Genomic DNA, 14974 nt, shown 5'->3' on the forward strand with positions numbered 1-14974 from the left:
TCACTCGCCGGGCGGCCGGTCGGTTCGTCGCAGCAGGCGGGCGCCTTCGGCGGTGAGTTTGAGGTAGCGGTCCGGGGGGCCGTCGGCGGGGAGGAACGGGGCCGCGGTGGGCGGGTCCGGGGAGGTTTTGAAGATCGCCGTCGCCTCGTCCACCTCGTCGAACATCGCCACATAGGCCCCCGTCAGGCCGAGGGCCGCGGCGTCCTCGAACTGCCGGCGGAAGACCGCCCCGCCCCGTCGCGGCAGGGCGTCCGCCGCGGCCGCCGGGCCTTTCAGGTTCGTCCAGGAGAACCCCGGATAAATCACCGGCAGAAAGTCCGCCCCGGCCGCCGTCGCCGCTTCGAGGTCCTGTTTCCAACTGCCCGTCGCCGCCCAGCGGACGCCCTCGGCGTCCACCGACATATTCCCGACGTTCCAGGGCGAAATGACGTCTAATCGCCGAAACGCCGCCGCCCAGCCCGGGTCCTCCACGGTCCGCCACTGCCACTGGACGCCGCCGACGACCGTCGCCGCATACGGGCCGTCCTCCTGAAAGAAATCGAGCAGCCGATGCGTCAGCGCCGCGTCGAACCGCTCCGGATACAGCCCCCACAGGAACACCACCGGCCGGCCGCGGTGCTTCAAATACTGCCGGTCCGCCGTCAGGCCTTCGACGTTCACCTGCCGCCGCCAGTCGGCGGTCAGCCGGTCGTAAATCTCCCCCGGCGGCGCGCCGGTGAGGTCGTAGCAGACGGCGTAAATCCGCCCGTGCCGCTCCGCCGCGGTGCGGACGTGCTTCAGGACGAGGTCCTGCGAGGGGTCGTTCAATTCGACAAGAAACCGTTGGGCGAACACGCCATCCAGGCCGTGCTCCCGCATCCATTGAAAGTGCAGGTCGACCGCGCTTTCGTCCGCGCAACTGAATAATCGCGCCGGCTCCCCGTTCGGATGTTCAAAACCGGGGGCGGGATAGGTGACGGGATATTCCCCCGTCTCCGGCCACATCTCGACGGTCAGCGAGCGGGGCGAGAGCCGGTCCCGGTCCCGGCTCCAGTGCCGCCAGCCGCGGCCGGCCGGGTCGTCGGGACAGCGGAACCACCCCTGATAGCCGCACAGCGTGCGACCTGTCAGCGTGGAGGCGTCCACCCGCTCCGCGGCCTCCCCGCCGGTTGCCAGCAACAGGACGGCGAGGAGCGATGCGGACATGAGAAATTGAAGACGCGAACGGCGGCGGGGCGAACGCGGGCATCTTAGCGGCGCCCGGCCGGGGCTCCGCTCCGGCCGCGGTTGCGGCGGAGCGGCGGGGCGGCAGGATGCACGGTCGCTCGTTTCGCCCGATCTTCAGGCCGCCGTCATGTCGCTCTCGCCGCCGCTCGCCGCCGCCCTCTCGCTGGCCACCGTCGCCGCCTTCGCCCTCCCCGGCGCCCGGATCGAACCGGCGGTCGGGGCCGACGATCCCCCCGTCCTCGAAGCCGGCCCCGCCCTGCCCGGCGCCCGGGCGGAGATTCTGGCGGTCAATTATTCCTCCCTCCAGGCCGCGTTCGACGCCCTGCCGGCGGAGGGCGGCGTCGTGCGGCTGCCCCCCGGCGAGTTTCATCTCGAAAAACCCCTGCGGCTGGAACGCGGCGACGTCCGCATCGTCGGCGCCGGCCCGGCGACGCATATCATCAACGACAATCAAAGCGGCGAACCGGCCCTGCTGCTCTCCCACCCGGACGGGGCGCAGGTCAAGAACGCCGACAAGCTCTGGCGGGTGGAATTGACGGACTTCCGCGTCACCGGCAACCCGGCCAGCGGCCCCGGCGTGCTCGCGGTGCGAATCAACGAAATCTATCTGCACGGTCTGACCGTCTCCGAGCACGGCGACGACGGCGTGCGGCTGGACAATTGCTACGAGGACCCCCGCGTTGCCGACTGCCTCATCACCTATAACAAGGCCGCGGGGCTGAATCTCATCGGCTGTCATGACATCGTCGTCTCCGCCAATCATTTCGAGGAGAACCGGGACGCCGTCCTCTGTACGGACGGGTTTAATCTCTGCATGACCGGCAACAACCTCGACGACCACCTTGGCCGGGGCGTCGTCATCGAAAACACCTACGGCAGCGTGCTGAGCGGCAATATGATCGAGGAATGCGCCGCCGCCGCGGTCGTGCTGGATCGGGACTGCTACGGCATTACGGTCTCCGCGAACGTGATCGCCCACAACGGCGCCGGCGTGGATCTGATCGACGCCCATGGCTGCGCCGTCAGCGCCAACACCTTTACCATCATGCAGGGCGACGCCCTGCGGATCGGCGAGAACAGCGGACGGATCACCGTCGCCGCCAATAACTTCTCCGACAGCCACATCGGCGACGGCCAGGTGAAGCGCTTGCCGAACGACCGCATCGCCGGCGGGATGGTGGCGACGTCGCCGAAGGAGTTGGTCGTCGTCGGCAACCTGTTCAGCGGCCTGAGCGCCCCCGCGATCGACCTCCGCGGCGCCGCCCCGCAGGACGTGGTGATGGAGGGGAACGCGATCTTCGACCCGCCGGCCGACGCCGACGCCGCCGACGCGACCGAGTGACGACCGCCTGTCCCGCCCGTTTCTTCCCGCCCCGCCACTGACTCGCCATGCTTCAATTCCTCCGTCCTTCCGCCGGCCCGGTCGCGATGCTGCTGTTCGCGGCGACGGCCGTCGCCGCGCCGCCCGCCCCGTCGGCGCCGGCGTTCACGAACCTCGCCGCCCCGCTCGATCTGTGGACGACGGGCGAGTTGGCGTATCGCATCCCGGCGGTCTGTCGGTACGACGACGGCTCCGACCACGGGCTGCTGCTGGCGGCCTGCGAAGAACGGGCGACGCTGTCGGACTCCGGAGAAATTCGGTCCGTCCTCCGCACCAGCGCCGACGGCGGGGCGACCTGGTCTCCCTCCAAAGTCACCGCGGAGAACGGCGACGGCACCGCCGGGAATCCGGTGTTCCTGCCCGACCCGCCGCGGGGCGTGGTGCACCTGATCTATACGACGAGCGGCGCGACCGACCACGAACGCCGCGTGCTCTCCGGCGAGGCGCCGCCGCGGCGGACCTTTTACACACGGCTGACGATCGACGGCATGACCTGGGCCCCGCCCCGGGAGATCAGCGAGGAGGTCCGTGCCGACGACTGGCGGTGGTACGCCACCGGCCCGGGCAGCGCCGGCGTCGTGCTGCCGAGCGGCCGGCTGGTCGTCTCGGCGAACCACTCCGACCCGGCGAACGGCAGCCCGGGATACCAGGCGCATGTGATCTATTCCGACGACGGCGGCGCCACATGGTCCCGCACCGCCCCGATCGGCCCGAACGGAGCGAACGAGACGACCCTCGCGGTGCTGCCGGACGGCGACCTGTTGATGTCGATCCGCGACCAGTCCGGCGGCCGCCGGCTGTTCGCCCGCTCCACCGACGGCGGGACCACGTGGCCCGCCGAGGCCGCCCGGTCCGAACTCGACGGCCCGCCCTGCCAGGCGGGGCTGGCAGTCGCCGGCGGTCGCGTGCTGCTCTCCCTCATCCCCGACCCCGGCCCGCGGCGGGGCCTCAGCGTGTTCTCCGCCCCGGTCGGTTCGCTCGCGGGCAAGGACGATTCACTGCCCCGGTGGGACCGCCGCAGCGTGGTCGCGGCCGGACCGTCGGCCTATTCGGCGCTGGTCGATCTCGGCGGCGGCCGCGTCGGGCTGCTGTATGAAGCGGGGGACAAGTCGCCCTACGACGCCGTCCGCTGGACGACGTTTCAGGTCGCCGATTGACGACGGCGCCGACGGGTTCAAAGCCGGACCCCACACCAACCCGAAGCGTCAGCGAGGGCCGCAGGCGCCGCCCTGCCCGCAGGGCGGAACGCCCTCGCTGACGCTTCGGGTTGGTGTGCGATGAGGTTTTGAAGCCCGCTTTTCAGGCGGCGAGGCGGACCGCCTCGTCGTCCTCGTGCGTCCCGGCTCCCGCCGCGGAGGCGTCGCCGGCGTACATATAGTCCCGGGTCAGCGGGAGGGCGGCCCGGTCCCGGGCGAGTTGCATCTGGAACACCAGGGCGTTGCCCTCCGCGAAGGCCATCTCGCAGCAGATGAGATAAAACTCCCACATCCGGCAGAAGCGTTCGTCGTACAGCTCCGCGACCCGCCCCCGGTTCGCGGCGAAGCGTTCCGCCCAGGCTCGCAGCGTTTTGGCGTAGTGCAGCCGCAGGATCTCCACGTCGGTGACCCACAGCCGGGCCTGTTCGGTGTGGGTGAACACCTCCGAGAGCGACGGCGAATAGCCGCCCGGGAAAATATATTTGCGCAGCCACGGTCCGGTGCTGCTGGGCGGGGTGCAACGGCCGATTGAATGCACCACCGCCGCCCCGTCGGGCGTCAGCAGGCTCTTTACCTTGGCGAAGAATTCTTCGTAGTGGCCCACGCCGACGTGTTCGAACATCCCCACCGAGACGATGCGGTCGAACGGCCCGTCCAGTTCGCGGTAGTCCTTCAGGAGGAACTCGACCTTGTCGCTCAGGCCGAGCTTCTCCGCCCGCTCGCAGGCGACGCGGTGCTGCTCGACGGACAGCGTCACCCCCGTGACGTGCACGTCGTGCTCCTTCGCCAGATAGAGGGCCAGCCCGCCCCACCCGCAGCCGATGTCCAGGACCCGCTGGCCGGGGGCAAGGGCGAGCTTGGCGGCGAGGTGCCGCTTTTTGTTCCGCTGGGCGTCCTCTAGCGACTGCCCCTCGTGGGCGAACAGGGCGCAGCTGTATTGCAGGTCCTCGTCGAGGAACAGTTCGTACAGCTCCCGGGAGAGGTCGTAGTGGTGGGCGACGTTCTGCTGGGCCTTGCCGACCGGGTTATATTGGGTGACCTTCTTGACCGCCTTGGAGGCCCGTTTGAGGACGCTCTGCAGGGGGTGACCGACGAAGGCGAAGCGGTTGACGTTGAACAGCCGCAGGAAGTCCCGCAGGCCCTCGGCGCCCGCCGCCTCGCCGTTGGGGCCGGGGCCGCCGTCGCGGCCGCCGAAGGTGAGGGTCCCGTCCATATAGGCTTCGCCCAGCCCCGGGTCGGCCTTGAGGAACAGCGTGCGATAGAGTTTGCGGTCGTGCAGCCGGAAAGCGACGAGCGGCCCCGGCTCCTTGCCGCCGAACACGTGTTCGCGGCCTTCGGCGTCGAAGACGGTGAGGGTCCCGGCCTGAACGAACCGGCTGAGCAGGTGGGAGAGCGGGAACATCGGCGGGGCGGCGACGCGTTCTGTGAGGGGGCGACAGTCTATAGGGAACCCCGGCCGCCGCGCCCACCGCGGATCGGGACGGCGGACGCCGAGCCTCAGCCCCGCCCCGCAAGCCGGGCGGCTGGTCGTTGCCCACCGGAGACGGCGGGGGAACGAGTCGCCCCGGCGTTCCGCAGGGATCAATCCGTCAGGTCCAGAGGCACCGGAGACATTCCCGGCTCCACGGTAACGCTCAGCCCGGAGGTGCGCTCGTTCAGGTATTTCGCGGGAAACGGCGGCGGCGGGGGCGACGCGTAGTCGTCGGCGGAGGTTGGATTCTCGTTGTATGTGCTGACGGGGGTCACGGCGACCGCATAATCGCCGGGCAATGCCCCGTCGCTCGGCGATTCGGTCGTCACGCTGGAGAACGCCCCGTCGGCCCCGGTGATCGCAGTCGCCACCCGGCCGTCCTTGGGCACCATCAGTACCTTGACGTTCGGAAGCGGTGCGCCCTTGTGAGTGACCGTCCCGGAAACTGGGATCTTCGAATCGCCGCATCCTGCCAGAAAAGCCGCCGCGGCGACCAGCAGAAACCTCTTCAAGTCTGACATACGTCTCTCCGGAACGGAGTTTTGATGATGAGAAATTCTCGTGAAGCGCCCAGACTTTGGGCGACGTCGATCAGCGAAGGAGTCCAGATCGCCCCCCCGGAGAGCGCGTCCCGGGAGACCCGCGACACGCCCTCGGCTCGCGGCGCCGGGCCGACGGCCCCTCTCTGCTCTGCGCCTGGGCGAAAAAACGACTTCGTGCGGGCAAAGCACGCCGAGAGATCGGATTACGGAAACTCCGTAACCTGACCGTCCATCATGTTGCCCAGACGCCGATAGGTCTCCAGGTCGATCGTTTCGGAGACGAACTGAACGCTGCCGTCGGACATGGCGAAGTTGCCGCCGCCGGCGTGCTGGCTCATGAAGGAGTAGTTATTTGGCCAATCACCGGCGCAGGCTTTCAAGTCGGTAGAGGCCGATCCCGTGGTGGCCGCCGAACACTGGGCCCTCGCGTTCAAAGGAATCGCGGTGGTCGCGGTGGAACCGTTGAAGAAGAACCACTGGGAGTGCGTGCAGTACGCGGGAATGGCCTCCCCGATCAGCATCACGTTGGTCAGACCGTCTTCGATCTGGGCGAACGTGGTGACGCTGGGGAAGCCGTGTCCTCGAATAATTGGGCCGTTCCCGCGATCCAGCCCGTTGCCGCCGGTGTCGTTCGCGCGGCCGAACCCGAGCGCGCCGGTCCTGACCTGGAAGCTGCCCCAGGCCCAGTTCGACCCACACACGCCTTTGTAGTTATTGACGGCGATATTTTTGTCTCCGGCGCGGTTCGCCCGCCCCGTCATCAGGTCCGTCGAGACCCCGTCGCTGGGGCAACGGAACGTGGGGATGATCGTTCTGGCGACCATCGCGTTGCTGGGCACGTTCGGATTGTTGAAGTCCGGCCCGGTGCGAGGATCGTTCGTCGCCTCAAAGTTGAAGTCGATCGCCTCGTAGACGTTCTCCTGATCGATATACGGCAGAACCCCCACCATCCAGCTGACGCTGTGAGCGTTCGTCGGGGCCGGATCGGCCCAGACGTTGTCCGTACCGTAATTCAACGGTAACATCTTGAAGGTTCCCGCGTAATTATGGCAGCCCAGCGCGAGTTGCTTCAGGTTATTGTGGCACTGGCTGCGACGGGCCGCCTCGCGGGCCTGCTGCACGGCCGGCAGCAGCAGGCTGACCAGGATCGCAATGATCGCGATCACCACCAGCAGTTCGATCAGGGTAAAGCCCCGCCGGAGCCGCACGGAGCCGCACGGGCGGAAGTCAGATTTTGAAGGCATGAGTGAGCGATCGGGAGAAGGGCTACGCGACCAGAAGTGGTTGAGCAGTGATTGGTTCGTCGAACCGCTGAATGCGGAGGGGAGTGAGCGACGGAATCGGAATCGACGGTAACAAACTGGCCCCCGCATACCAAAGTCAATTTTGATGCGTCTTCCGTTCTTCGCCGATTTTCGACGGCCCGGGCGATCCTCGACCGGCAAAATCCCAGTGGCCGGCAAATCCTCCCATCGCCGCGTCAATGAGCGTGCCGACGCAGGGGCGGATCCGGTGCGCCGCCCACGCGGTGCGGACGAACTGCTGGCGGAGAAAGCGCGTAAGACCCGGTCCCCCGTGTGGCGGGACCACGCACAGGCGTGGGAACGGGTCGCGGCCCGGACATCCCTGCCAAGACCTCGGCAGCACGATCTGGTTCTCTCGCATCGGCAACGCGATGGCGGAGGCGATGCTGAATCTGACAGAGAAACCGCCGCCCGGCGAGTGATCCGCGGCACGGGGCGGGGCGTTTCGCAGGCCGTCCAGTTCGCAAGGCGTTATGCCCCCGCCGGCGGGTCGGCGTCGGTATTATGACGCCGGGACGCTCGCCCCAGCTCTCTCTTCTCACCCTCCGCCGAAGATCGCCCCGCATGGCCGCCTTCGAAAAAGCCGTCGAGATCGCCGCCCGCGCCCACGCCGGCCAGCGGGACAAGGAGGGCCGCCCGTATCTCACCCACGCCCTGCGGGTGACGAGCCGCGTCGCGGAGGCGGACCCGAACGACCTGGACGCCCAGATCGTCGCCGTGCTGCACGACGTGGTGGAGGACAGCGACGTGACCTTCGACGACCTGCGTGCGGAGGGGTTTTCGGAGCGGATTCTCGCCGCGCTGAAGCTCGTCACGCACGGGCCGGATCAAACCTACGCCGACTACGTCGTCGGCTGCGCCGCCGACCCGATCGCCCGGCGGGTCAAGCTGGCGGACCTGCACGACAACACCCTGCAAAGCCGTACGATGCTGCGGGAGGGCCGGGAGGAAAAGGACCTCGCCCGGATGCGGAAATACGCCCTCGCCTATCAGTTCCTCACGGAGCGAATTGACGAGGCGGCGTACCGCCGCCGCATGGCCGACGGTTCGCCCGCCCTCGGCTGAGGGCCGCGGGCCTCAGGGCGCCGGGGCCTTGTCGGCCGTCTGCCGCAGCAGAATCGCCCAGTCGAGGTTCTCCTTCTTAAACTTCTGCAGCGCGGCGTACTCCCCCCCGTCGAGCAGGCCGTCGCCATTCTTGTCGATGTGGGGGAACAGCCACTTCCAGTCGGGCTTGGCGGCCTCCCACTCCGCCCGGGAGACGAGTTCGTCGCCGGAGTCGTCGCATTCCCGCAGCAGGTTGCTGAACGAATAGCCCCCGCCGGCGTTGGAGGGCACGTCCACCGCCGGGTCCCAGGTCAGCTTCTGGCCGGCTTCCCGCAGGGCGGCGAGCAGCGCGGGCAGATCGATTTCCTGCACGGCCCGTCCCTGCTCGATCGCCTGCACGGCAGCGATCCCCGCGGACTCCCCGCACATCATAAAGACCGGCTCCATCCGGGCCGAGGCGTAGCCGAGGTGCGTCGCGGAGAAGCAGACCGGCACCAGCAGGTTCTCGCACTCCGCCCGCTCCGGCGTGATCGCCCGATAGGGCACCGGATAGGGCACGTTCGTCGGCCCCTTATTCCCCCCGAGGAACATTTTGCCCTCGATGCCGACCCACGTTTCGCCGTCCTTTTTCCCCCAGATGCGGCGGGCCGGGTAGGTGTCGATGCCGTACTGGGCCAAGGCGATCGGGTCGTCGACTTCGGTGCGGTTATAGACGTCGTGCGCCGTGATCGTGTAGCGACCCTTCAGGCGCCGGGCGATGCGCACATAAAGCTCGTGCGGCCAGCCGTGCGTCTCCGGGTGAGCCCGGCCGTCGAGGCCGAGGGCGTGCACTTCCTTGCGGTACGACTCCGGCACGCGGGGGTCGGTCGACATAAAGTGATGCAGCCCGCGGAGATAATCCTGGTGCAGCTTCCAGACGCGGGCCTTCTCCGCGTAATCGCCGTCGGCGTAGAGGTAGCTGACGCCCACCGGGGCCATCGAGAACAGGCTGGACCGCTGATAGTTCCACTCGCCGGAGTTCTTCCAGCCGGGGAAGATGCCCACTAGGTTGTCACGGAGGTCGTCCGGGTCCTGCGTCGTCTCGCTCAGATACGCGACGTACCGACCGACCAGTTCGAAATCCTGCGGCGAATAATCCGCCGGCGGCGTGATCGGCAGACGGTGCTTTGGATCGTCGGTGGTGTAGTACCGATAATTGTACGCCTGGGTGTACTGGTCGCCGGCGCCGACGGGCTTGCCGTGGTCGTCCTCGACCCATTTGAGCAGCCCGCTGCCCGGGTCGCCGGGGGTGACGAAGGGGTCGATCGGGGCCTGCTCCATCGGCGGCTGGACGCCGGCGTACCGTTCGTCGAAGGCCTCCTCCGGCTCCCGGCCGACGCGGTAGGACACGCCCGCCCGGGCCAGCAGTTCGCCGTCGTAGCCGGCGTCGATGAAGACCTTCGCCCGGACCGTCAGCGCCCCCGCCCGCTCCGCCTCGGCGGGGGGACAGGCGAGTTCGTCGAAGGGGGCGTAATCGAACGTCACGCTGCGGATGCGGCCGTCCTCTTTCGTGACGGAGCCCACGCGATATTCGAACCGCACGGGAATCCCCGCCTCGTCGATCAGCTTCTGAAAGTCGGCCCGGATGGCGGCGGTCTCCTCGGAGTGCGTCTTCGGCCGTTCGCAGGCGGGGTCCAGGCGGCCCAGCGTCTTTAATAAGTCCCGCGTCATGCCGCCGGTGGCGGCGTAGTTGGGGCAGTCCTGCATCGGCTTGAGCCCCGCCCCCAGAATGCCGCCGGCGTAGGGGTTGGGCGAGACGATCAGCACGTCCTTCCCAGCCCGCTCCACCGCTAACGCGGCCAGAATGCCCGAGGGCGTGGCGGCGTAAATGCAAATGTCCGTCTCGATCGTCTCCCGCTCGGCCGGGACGGCACCGGGCCGACGCTCCGGCGGATCCTGGGCGAATGCCGCCCCCCGGGCCAGCGGGGACGACGCCAGCGAACACAGGAGGACCAGTGCGAGCGAACGGATCATGGTCGTCTCAAGAATTCGGCAAATCGACAGCGACTCCCGCCGCGGCCACGGTCTAGGCCACGGAGCGCGGTTGCGTCCTCAATCTTAACGAGGCGACGATTCGCCGTCCCCGTCGAGGCGCACCCATAACTCGCGATGACGCCCCTCCGCGGCCGGGAACCGGCCGCCCCGGAGGGCCTGGGACAGCGGCTGCCAACCCGGTTCCTCCGGCGGTTCCAGCAGGGCGTACCCCAACAGGGCGCGCCAGTCGCTCCGACGTTCCGCCAGCGAGAGGCCGCGGACCTCGGCGAAGTAATCCGCATGGGGGTGCTCCGCCGGCAGGTCGAGTGCCAGCGGTTCGGACTTAACGAACAGGTAGGGATCGGCGGTGACCGCTTCCTCGTTCGTCTGCCGGTTCCGAATGAGAAACACCGGTCGAGAGCCGGGAACCGGTTTGGAATAGAGTTCGAACGACGCCGCGGGGGCGTCGCCAGCGCTCGGCAGGGAGACGGATCGCAGAGCCGTCGACGCCCGCGGGAATTGCAGCAGGCCGTAATCCACGTGCGGCACCAATTCGGCGGCCCGGCGCTGCGCCTCGGCGCTCGGGCCGACGACCAGATAGCTGCGGAACCAGATCGTCGAGTCCGGCACGATGCGCAGTTTCGGGATGATCTCGCACACGTCGTAATTGCGGAACGAGTTGGCAGGACGCTCGGCCCAGTCCTGCCACTGCGTTCGATAAAGCGGTTCGCTGGCGCGCCAGTCGCGGTACAGCGAGTGTTTGAATTGAACGTACGGTTCGCCGGCGTCGCGGCGGGCGAGCTCCGCTTCGAGGTGTTTATCGCGTCCGAACACCAGTGCCAGACTGGGGCTGTCGGCGGCCTCGGAGGCGCTGGAGAGGTTCCAGCCGCCGGTTTTCCGCACGTCGATCGTGCCGTGTTCGCTCAGGAGGCCCTCCCGTTGAAGCAGTTCGCCCGTCGGCGAACTGACGCGCCGCACCGGCAGACTGCTGACCCGCGTGCCGCCCCAGGGAGCGTTCAGGTGGTCGAACACCACGTCCTCCCGGTCCCCGAAGTGATGGACGACCCAGGTCAGCTCGATCACGCCGTCGCCCGCGTCGCGGACCTGCGTGTAATACAACAGCGGCGAGCGGTGAATCGTCTTGAGCTGCGGCACGAGCCCCCAGTTCAACATCCGGGCGGTCCCCGTCGCTTCGTCGTAGTCCGACGCGAGCAGCGGGCAATACAGCGAGGTCGCCTCCCCGGGGACGTACGCCCCGGAGTTGTGAATAAAAAACGTGTCCTCGTACCCGCTGTCCCGCAGCGCCCGGGCGAAGGCGGGCGGGACAGGGCCGGCCTTCTCGACCGCGGCGAGGCCGTTATAGCGCGTGCAAACGGCGACGAACTGCCAGACCTCGTCGTTCCAGGGCGACAGCTTACCGCCCGGCGCCCGCCAGGACGGCGGCATGCTTTCCCCGAACGGCCCCTGCAAGGAATAAATCTGGCCGCCGCGGCCGAGCCGCAGACGGAACGAATTCTCCGGCCGCTGGTCGTGCCGCATCTCCAGATGGAAGACCGCCCGCTCGTCGAGCCGCTCGTCCCAGAGGGCCGGGTCGGTGGGCGTGAACGCCTCGATCAACTGCGTTTCGCCGCGGCGGTCCGGAGCCACGGTCGCCGTCGGCGGCGGGAACACGTCCAGCAATGCGGCGCCGTCCGTCGGCGGCGCGGGGTCCGCGGCGACCTGCGGCGGCTCCCAACGCAGATCGCGGAAGCGCGGCGGCCCCTGCCAGGAACCGCCGACGACGCGGGACGGCCGGGCGTCGCCGCGGGAGCCTCGCAATCGCTCCGCCTCGCTGAGCGTTAACTGCCTAACGCCGCCCCAGTCGGTTCGCGGTTCGCCGTCGAAGTTCTGGAACTCTTCCGGCGACAGCGATACCGTCCGCCACCCGCCGTCGGTCGGGCGGACCGGGACGACGGCGACATAGTCGTCGAGCCGGATCACTAACTCGTTCGCCTGCTCGGACTGCACGTCGACGGCTAGCCGCCCGCCCGCCGGCGCCGCATAGAACTCGTCCGAGATTTTATTCGTGGTGCGGCCCCACCGTTCGGGCGTGTTCGTGAACCACGCCCGCTCCCAGCCCGGTTCGAACGTCTCGATCACGACCGGCCCGGAGGTCGCGGGGCGGGTCAGCGCCGGCCGCACGCCGTTCTCCCGGAGATCCTTCGGCGAGGCGACGGTCAACAGCGACGACAGGTTGAAGCGGTCGGTCGTGTACGTCCTGTAGTAGTACCCGGCGCCGGTCACGGGCTCGTCCAGGGCGTACAGCACGTTGGCGTACGCCCACAGCGGGGCGTCCGTCGAGGCGAGCGGCAGCGAGGCCGTCCAGCGGCCGTCGATTTCGACCGCGTCGGCGTGTCGCCAGTAGCGATGCACCACGTCGTCCCGATCCGCGGGCGTCTCGTCCGGCTTGCCGTCCTGCGTGTAATACACGTCGACCGCGAGGATCCGCCGCGAGCGGTCCGGCTCGACGGTCAGCGTCGGCGTCCCGTCGGCGGCCGTGAGGTCGAGGGTCGTCCGCGGCGTTTCCGGCGTGACGAACGTGCCCTTGAGATGCTGATCGAACCACAATTGCGTGGCGACTTCGTATTCCGGGGCGTCCTGGTGGTTGCGGTGCGGCGAGCAGGTCGCCCGCCATTCCTCCGAGGCGATCTCCGAGATCGCCCGCGGCAGATCGCCGATGCGGCCGTGAAAGTCGTTCGACGGGCTGAGAAAAACGATCGGACAATCGACGTGTTTTAAACTCACGTCGTCGCCCAACGTGGCTCGGAATAGCGGGCTGTCGTTGTCCCGATCGCTGATCCCCCCGCAGGAGGGCGCCGCGGCCTTCACGCGGTCGTCGACGGCGGTCATCACCGTGAGTTTCCCGCCCATGGAATGGCCGTAGACGCCGAGGCGGTCGGCGTCGACCTCGGGGCGGCTCTCTAAATACGTCAGCGCCCGGCGGGCGGCGATCGCGGCGAGGAACCACCCGCTGTTCCGCGGCGATTCGACCGCGTCCAGCGTCCAGGCCGCCGGTTGAGCGCTGGGGAAGGCGTTGCGCGGGTTGCGGCCGGGGGCGTGGTAGCCGTCGACGGCGCCCCAATCGGTCGTGACTCGATAGGCCGGGTCGTCCGTCTTCCCGTCCCAGAACAATCGCACCTCGTCCGGTCCCACGCGATAATCCTTGGCGGAGATCCGCCCCGCCCAGGCGATCGAGACGGTCGCGTAGCCGCGGCGGGCGTTCGTCAGGCAGGCGTTCTCGTCCGCGAATTGTCCGCCGCCGTGGATCTGGACCAGGCCGGGGACCCTCTTGCCCTCCGCCAGATCGGCCGGGGCGCCGTACACCGCGGCGAGCGTCGCCTTCTCCCCTTTGAATACGCCGATGCGAAACCGCACCACCTTCATCGCGACGCCGTCCTCCTCCCACTCCCGCAGCGTTTCGACCTCCAGCGGTTCGGCCAGGGGATCGAATCCGGCCCACATTTCCTCGAAGTTCGCGGGCGCCCGGCCGTCGGTCAGCGGCGGCAGGGTGTCCGTCGGCGCCCGATCGTCGAACGCCGCCGCGGCGGGCGCGACCGACGCGAACGCGAGGAGAAGCAGGCGGGAAACGACCAAATGCATTTGTATCCCTGAGAATCGTCGCGGACTGGCAGGCACGGATCGCCGGCCGCGGGATTTATTGATGGTAAAGAACGTCGCTCCGGCGGTCCGTCGAACCGACCGACCGCGACGCCAGCCCCGCCGCACCACGGGCGGCGGGGCGGTTCGGGAACTCACCCCGCCTTCAGGTGCTTGTTGAAGAAAGCGATCGTCCGCTCCCAGGCGAGCTTGGCGTCCTCGGCGTCGTAGCGGGGGGTGGTGTCGTTATGAAAGCCGTGGTTGGCGCCCTCGTAGACGTACGTTTCGAAGGGCACGCCGGCTTTCTTCAATGCCGCCTCGTAGGCCGGGGCGCCGGCGAGGATGCGTTCGTCGAGGGCGGCGTTATGAATCTGAATTGCGGCGTCGATCTTGGAGACGTCCGCCGCGTCCGGCTGACGGCCGTAGTAGGGCACGGCGGCGTCGATCACCTTCGGAATGCGGACCGCCAGCGTGTTCGCCATGCCCCCGCCGAAGCAGAAGCCCACCACGCCCACCTTGCCGGTCGAGCGGGCATGCGAGTCGAGCCACTGGGCGCCGGCGATGAAGTCCTCGGTCATCTCCTCGCCGTCGCGCTTCTGCTGCATCGTCCGGCCCTCGTCGTCGTTGCCGGGGTAGCCGCCCAACGGGGTGAGGGCGTCCGGGGCCAACGCCACGCACCCCGCGACCGCCAACCGCCGGGCCACGTCCTCAATATACGGGTTCAACCCGCGGTTTTCGTGGATCACCAGCACGGCCGGAAACTTCGCCTCGGCCTCGCCGGCCGGCATCGCCAGCAGGCCGCGGATCTCGCCGCCGCCCTTCGGCGATTTGTAGGTGACGTACTCCGTTTGAATGCGCGGGTCGTCCGGTTTGACCTGCTGGGCGAGGGCGTAGTTGGGGGCGAGGGCATTCAGCAGGGCCTCGGTGCCGACGCCCGCCGCCACGAACGCCGCCGCCCTGCGGGTGAAGGTGCGGCGGTCGATACGGCTGTGGGCGAGATCGTCGTAGAGGTCCAGCAACCGCTGGTCGTAGGCGCTGGCCGGCGGCCGCACGGCGGGATCGACGGGGGACTCGGACGCGGCGGGATCGGCGGACACGACGGCGGCTCCGGGAGCGAACGCGGGGACGGGAACGCCGTCAGCCTATCGGGGGGCCGCCGCCAATGCGTCCCTCCGCTCCGC

The 14974-nt window shown here is 68.6% G+C and carries 10 protein-coding genes; 3 read left to right on the forward strand and 7 right to left on the reverse strand.

The features are described 5' to 3' along the window. On the reverse strand, positions 1 to 1185 hold the full coding sequence (locus tag CA12_RS02355) for a glycoside hydrolase family 71/99-like protein (protein ID WP_145357208.1): 1185 nt from the start codon (positions 1183 to 1185) through the stop codon (positions 1 to 3). A gap of 148 nt (positions 1186 to 1333) precedes the next feature. On the opposite strand from CA12_RS02355, the gene CA12_RS02360 reads away from it, so the two are divergent. Further along, entirely contained in the window at positions 1334 to 2548 is a 1215-nt protein-coding gene (locus tag CA12_RS02360) for a right-handed parallel beta-helix repeat-containing protein (RefSeq protein WP_145357210.1), read from the forward strand. Positions 2549 to 2595: 47 nt separating this feature from the next. After that, positions 2596 to 3744: a sialidase family protein gene (locus tag CA12_RS02365; RefSeq protein WP_145357212.1), complete on the forward strand. Its 1149-nt coding sequence runs from the start codon at positions 2596 to 2598 to the stop codon at positions 3742 to 3744. Positions 3745 to 3886: 142 nt separating this feature from the next. On the opposite strand, the gene CA12_RS02370 is transcribed toward CA12_RS02365, so the two are convergent. From CA12_RS02370 to CA12_RS02380, 3 genes are all read right to left on the reverse strand, one after another. After that, the gene (locus CA12_RS02370; RefSeq protein ID WP_145357214.1) at positions 3887 to 5185 is read right to left on the reverse strand and encodes an SAM-dependent methyltransferase; all 1299 of its coding nucleotides are present in this window, start codon (positions 5183 to 5185) and stop codon (positions 3887 to 3889) included. A gap of 179 nt (positions 5186 to 5364) precedes the next feature. Beyond that, entirely contained in the window at positions 5365 to 5775 is a 411-nt protein-coding gene (locus CA12_RS02375; protein WP_145357216.1) for a carboxypeptidase-like regulatory domain-containing protein, read from the reverse strand. 224 nt (positions 5776 to 5999) lie between these two features. Then, the gene (locus tag CA12_RS02380) at positions 6000 to 7040 is read right to left on the reverse strand and encodes a DUF1559 domain-containing protein (protein WP_165700925.1); all 1041 of its coding nucleotides are present in this window, start codon (positions 7038 to 7040) and stop codon (positions 6000 to 6002) included. Positions 7041 to 7664: 624 nt separating this feature from the next. Between CA12_RS02380 and CA12_RS02385 the strand changes: the two genes are divergently transcribed. After that, the gene (locus CA12_RS02385; RefSeq protein ID WP_165700510.1) at positions 7665 to 8165 is read left to right on the forward strand and encodes an HD domain-containing protein; all 501 of its coding nucleotides are present in this window, start codon (positions 7665 to 7667) and stop codon (positions 8163 to 8165) included. A 12-nt stretch (positions 8166 to 8177) separates the two neighbouring features. On the opposite strand, the gene CA12_RS02390 is transcribed toward CA12_RS02385, so the two are convergent. The 3 genes from CA12_RS02390 to CA12_RS02400 form a co-directional block, all read right to left on the reverse strand. Beyond that, positions 8178 to 10157: an FAD-dependent oxidoreductase gene (locus CA12_RS02390; protein WP_145357224.1), complete on the reverse strand. Its 1980-nt coding sequence runs from the start codon at positions 10155 to 10157 to the stop codon at positions 8178 to 8180. An 84-nt stretch (positions 10158 to 10241) separates the two neighbouring features. Further along, positions 10242 to 13796 (reverse strand): alpha/beta hydrolase family protein, encoded by a 3555-nt coding sequence (locus tag CA12_RS02395; protein ID WP_145357226.1) that lies wholly within the window; start codon positions 13794 to 13796, stop codon positions 10242 to 10244. Between the two features lie 152 nt (positions 13797 to 13948). Next, a complete protein-coding gene (locus CA12_RS02400; RefSeq protein WP_145361253.1) occupies positions 13949 to 14845 on the reverse strand; it encodes a dienelactone hydrolase family protein in 897 nt (298 codons plus the stop codon). Positions 14846 to 14974 lie beyond the last annotated feature (129 nt).

Origin of the sequence: Alienimonas californiensis (assembly GCF_007743815.1) — a bacterium.
GTDB classification, from domain to species: Bacteria; Planctomycetota; Planctomycetia; order Planctomycetales; family Planctomycetaceae; genus Alienimonas; species Alienimonas californiensis.

Excerpts from the sequence above, each read along its gene's own strand:
- CA12_RS02375 (WP_145357216.1), bottom strand. The coding sequence starts at position 5,775 with ATGTCAGACTTGAAGAGGTTTCTGCTGGTCGCCGCGGCGGCTTTTCTG.
- CA12_RS02360 (WP_145357210.1), top strand. The coding sequence starts at position 1,334 with ATGTCGCTCTCGCCGCCGCTCGCCGCCGCCCTCTCGCTGGCCACCGTC.
- CA12_RS02355 (WP_145357208.1), bottom strand. The coding sequence starts at position 1,185 with ATGTCCGCATCGCTCCTCGCCGTCCTGTTGCTGGCAACCGGCGGGGAG.
- CA12_RS02380 (WP_165700925.1), bottom strand. The coding sequence starts at position 7,040 with ATGCCTTCAAAATCTGACTTCCGCCCGTGCGGCTCCGTGCGGCTCCGG.
- CA12_RS02370 (WP_145357214.1), bottom strand. The coding sequence starts at position 5,185 with ATGTTCCCGCTCTCCCACCTGCTCAGCCGGTTCGTTCAGGCCGGGACC.
- CA12_RS02390 (WP_145357224.1), bottom strand. The coding sequence starts at position 10,157 with ATGATCCGTTCGCTCGCACTGGTCCTCCTGTGTTCGCTGGCGTCGTCC.
- CA12_RS02385 (WP_165700510.1), top strand. The coding sequence starts at position 7,665 with ATGGCCGCCTTCGAAAAAGCCGTCGAGATCGCCGCCCGCGCCCACGCC.
- CA12_RS02365 (WP_145357212.1), top strand. The coding sequence starts at position 2,596 with ATGCTTCAATTCCTCCGTCCTTCCGCCGGCCCGGTCGCGATGCTGCTG.
- CA12_RS02395 (WP_145357226.1), bottom strand. The coding sequence starts at position 13,796 with ATGCATTTGGTCGTTTCCCGCCTGCTTCTCCTCGCGTTCGCGTCGGTC.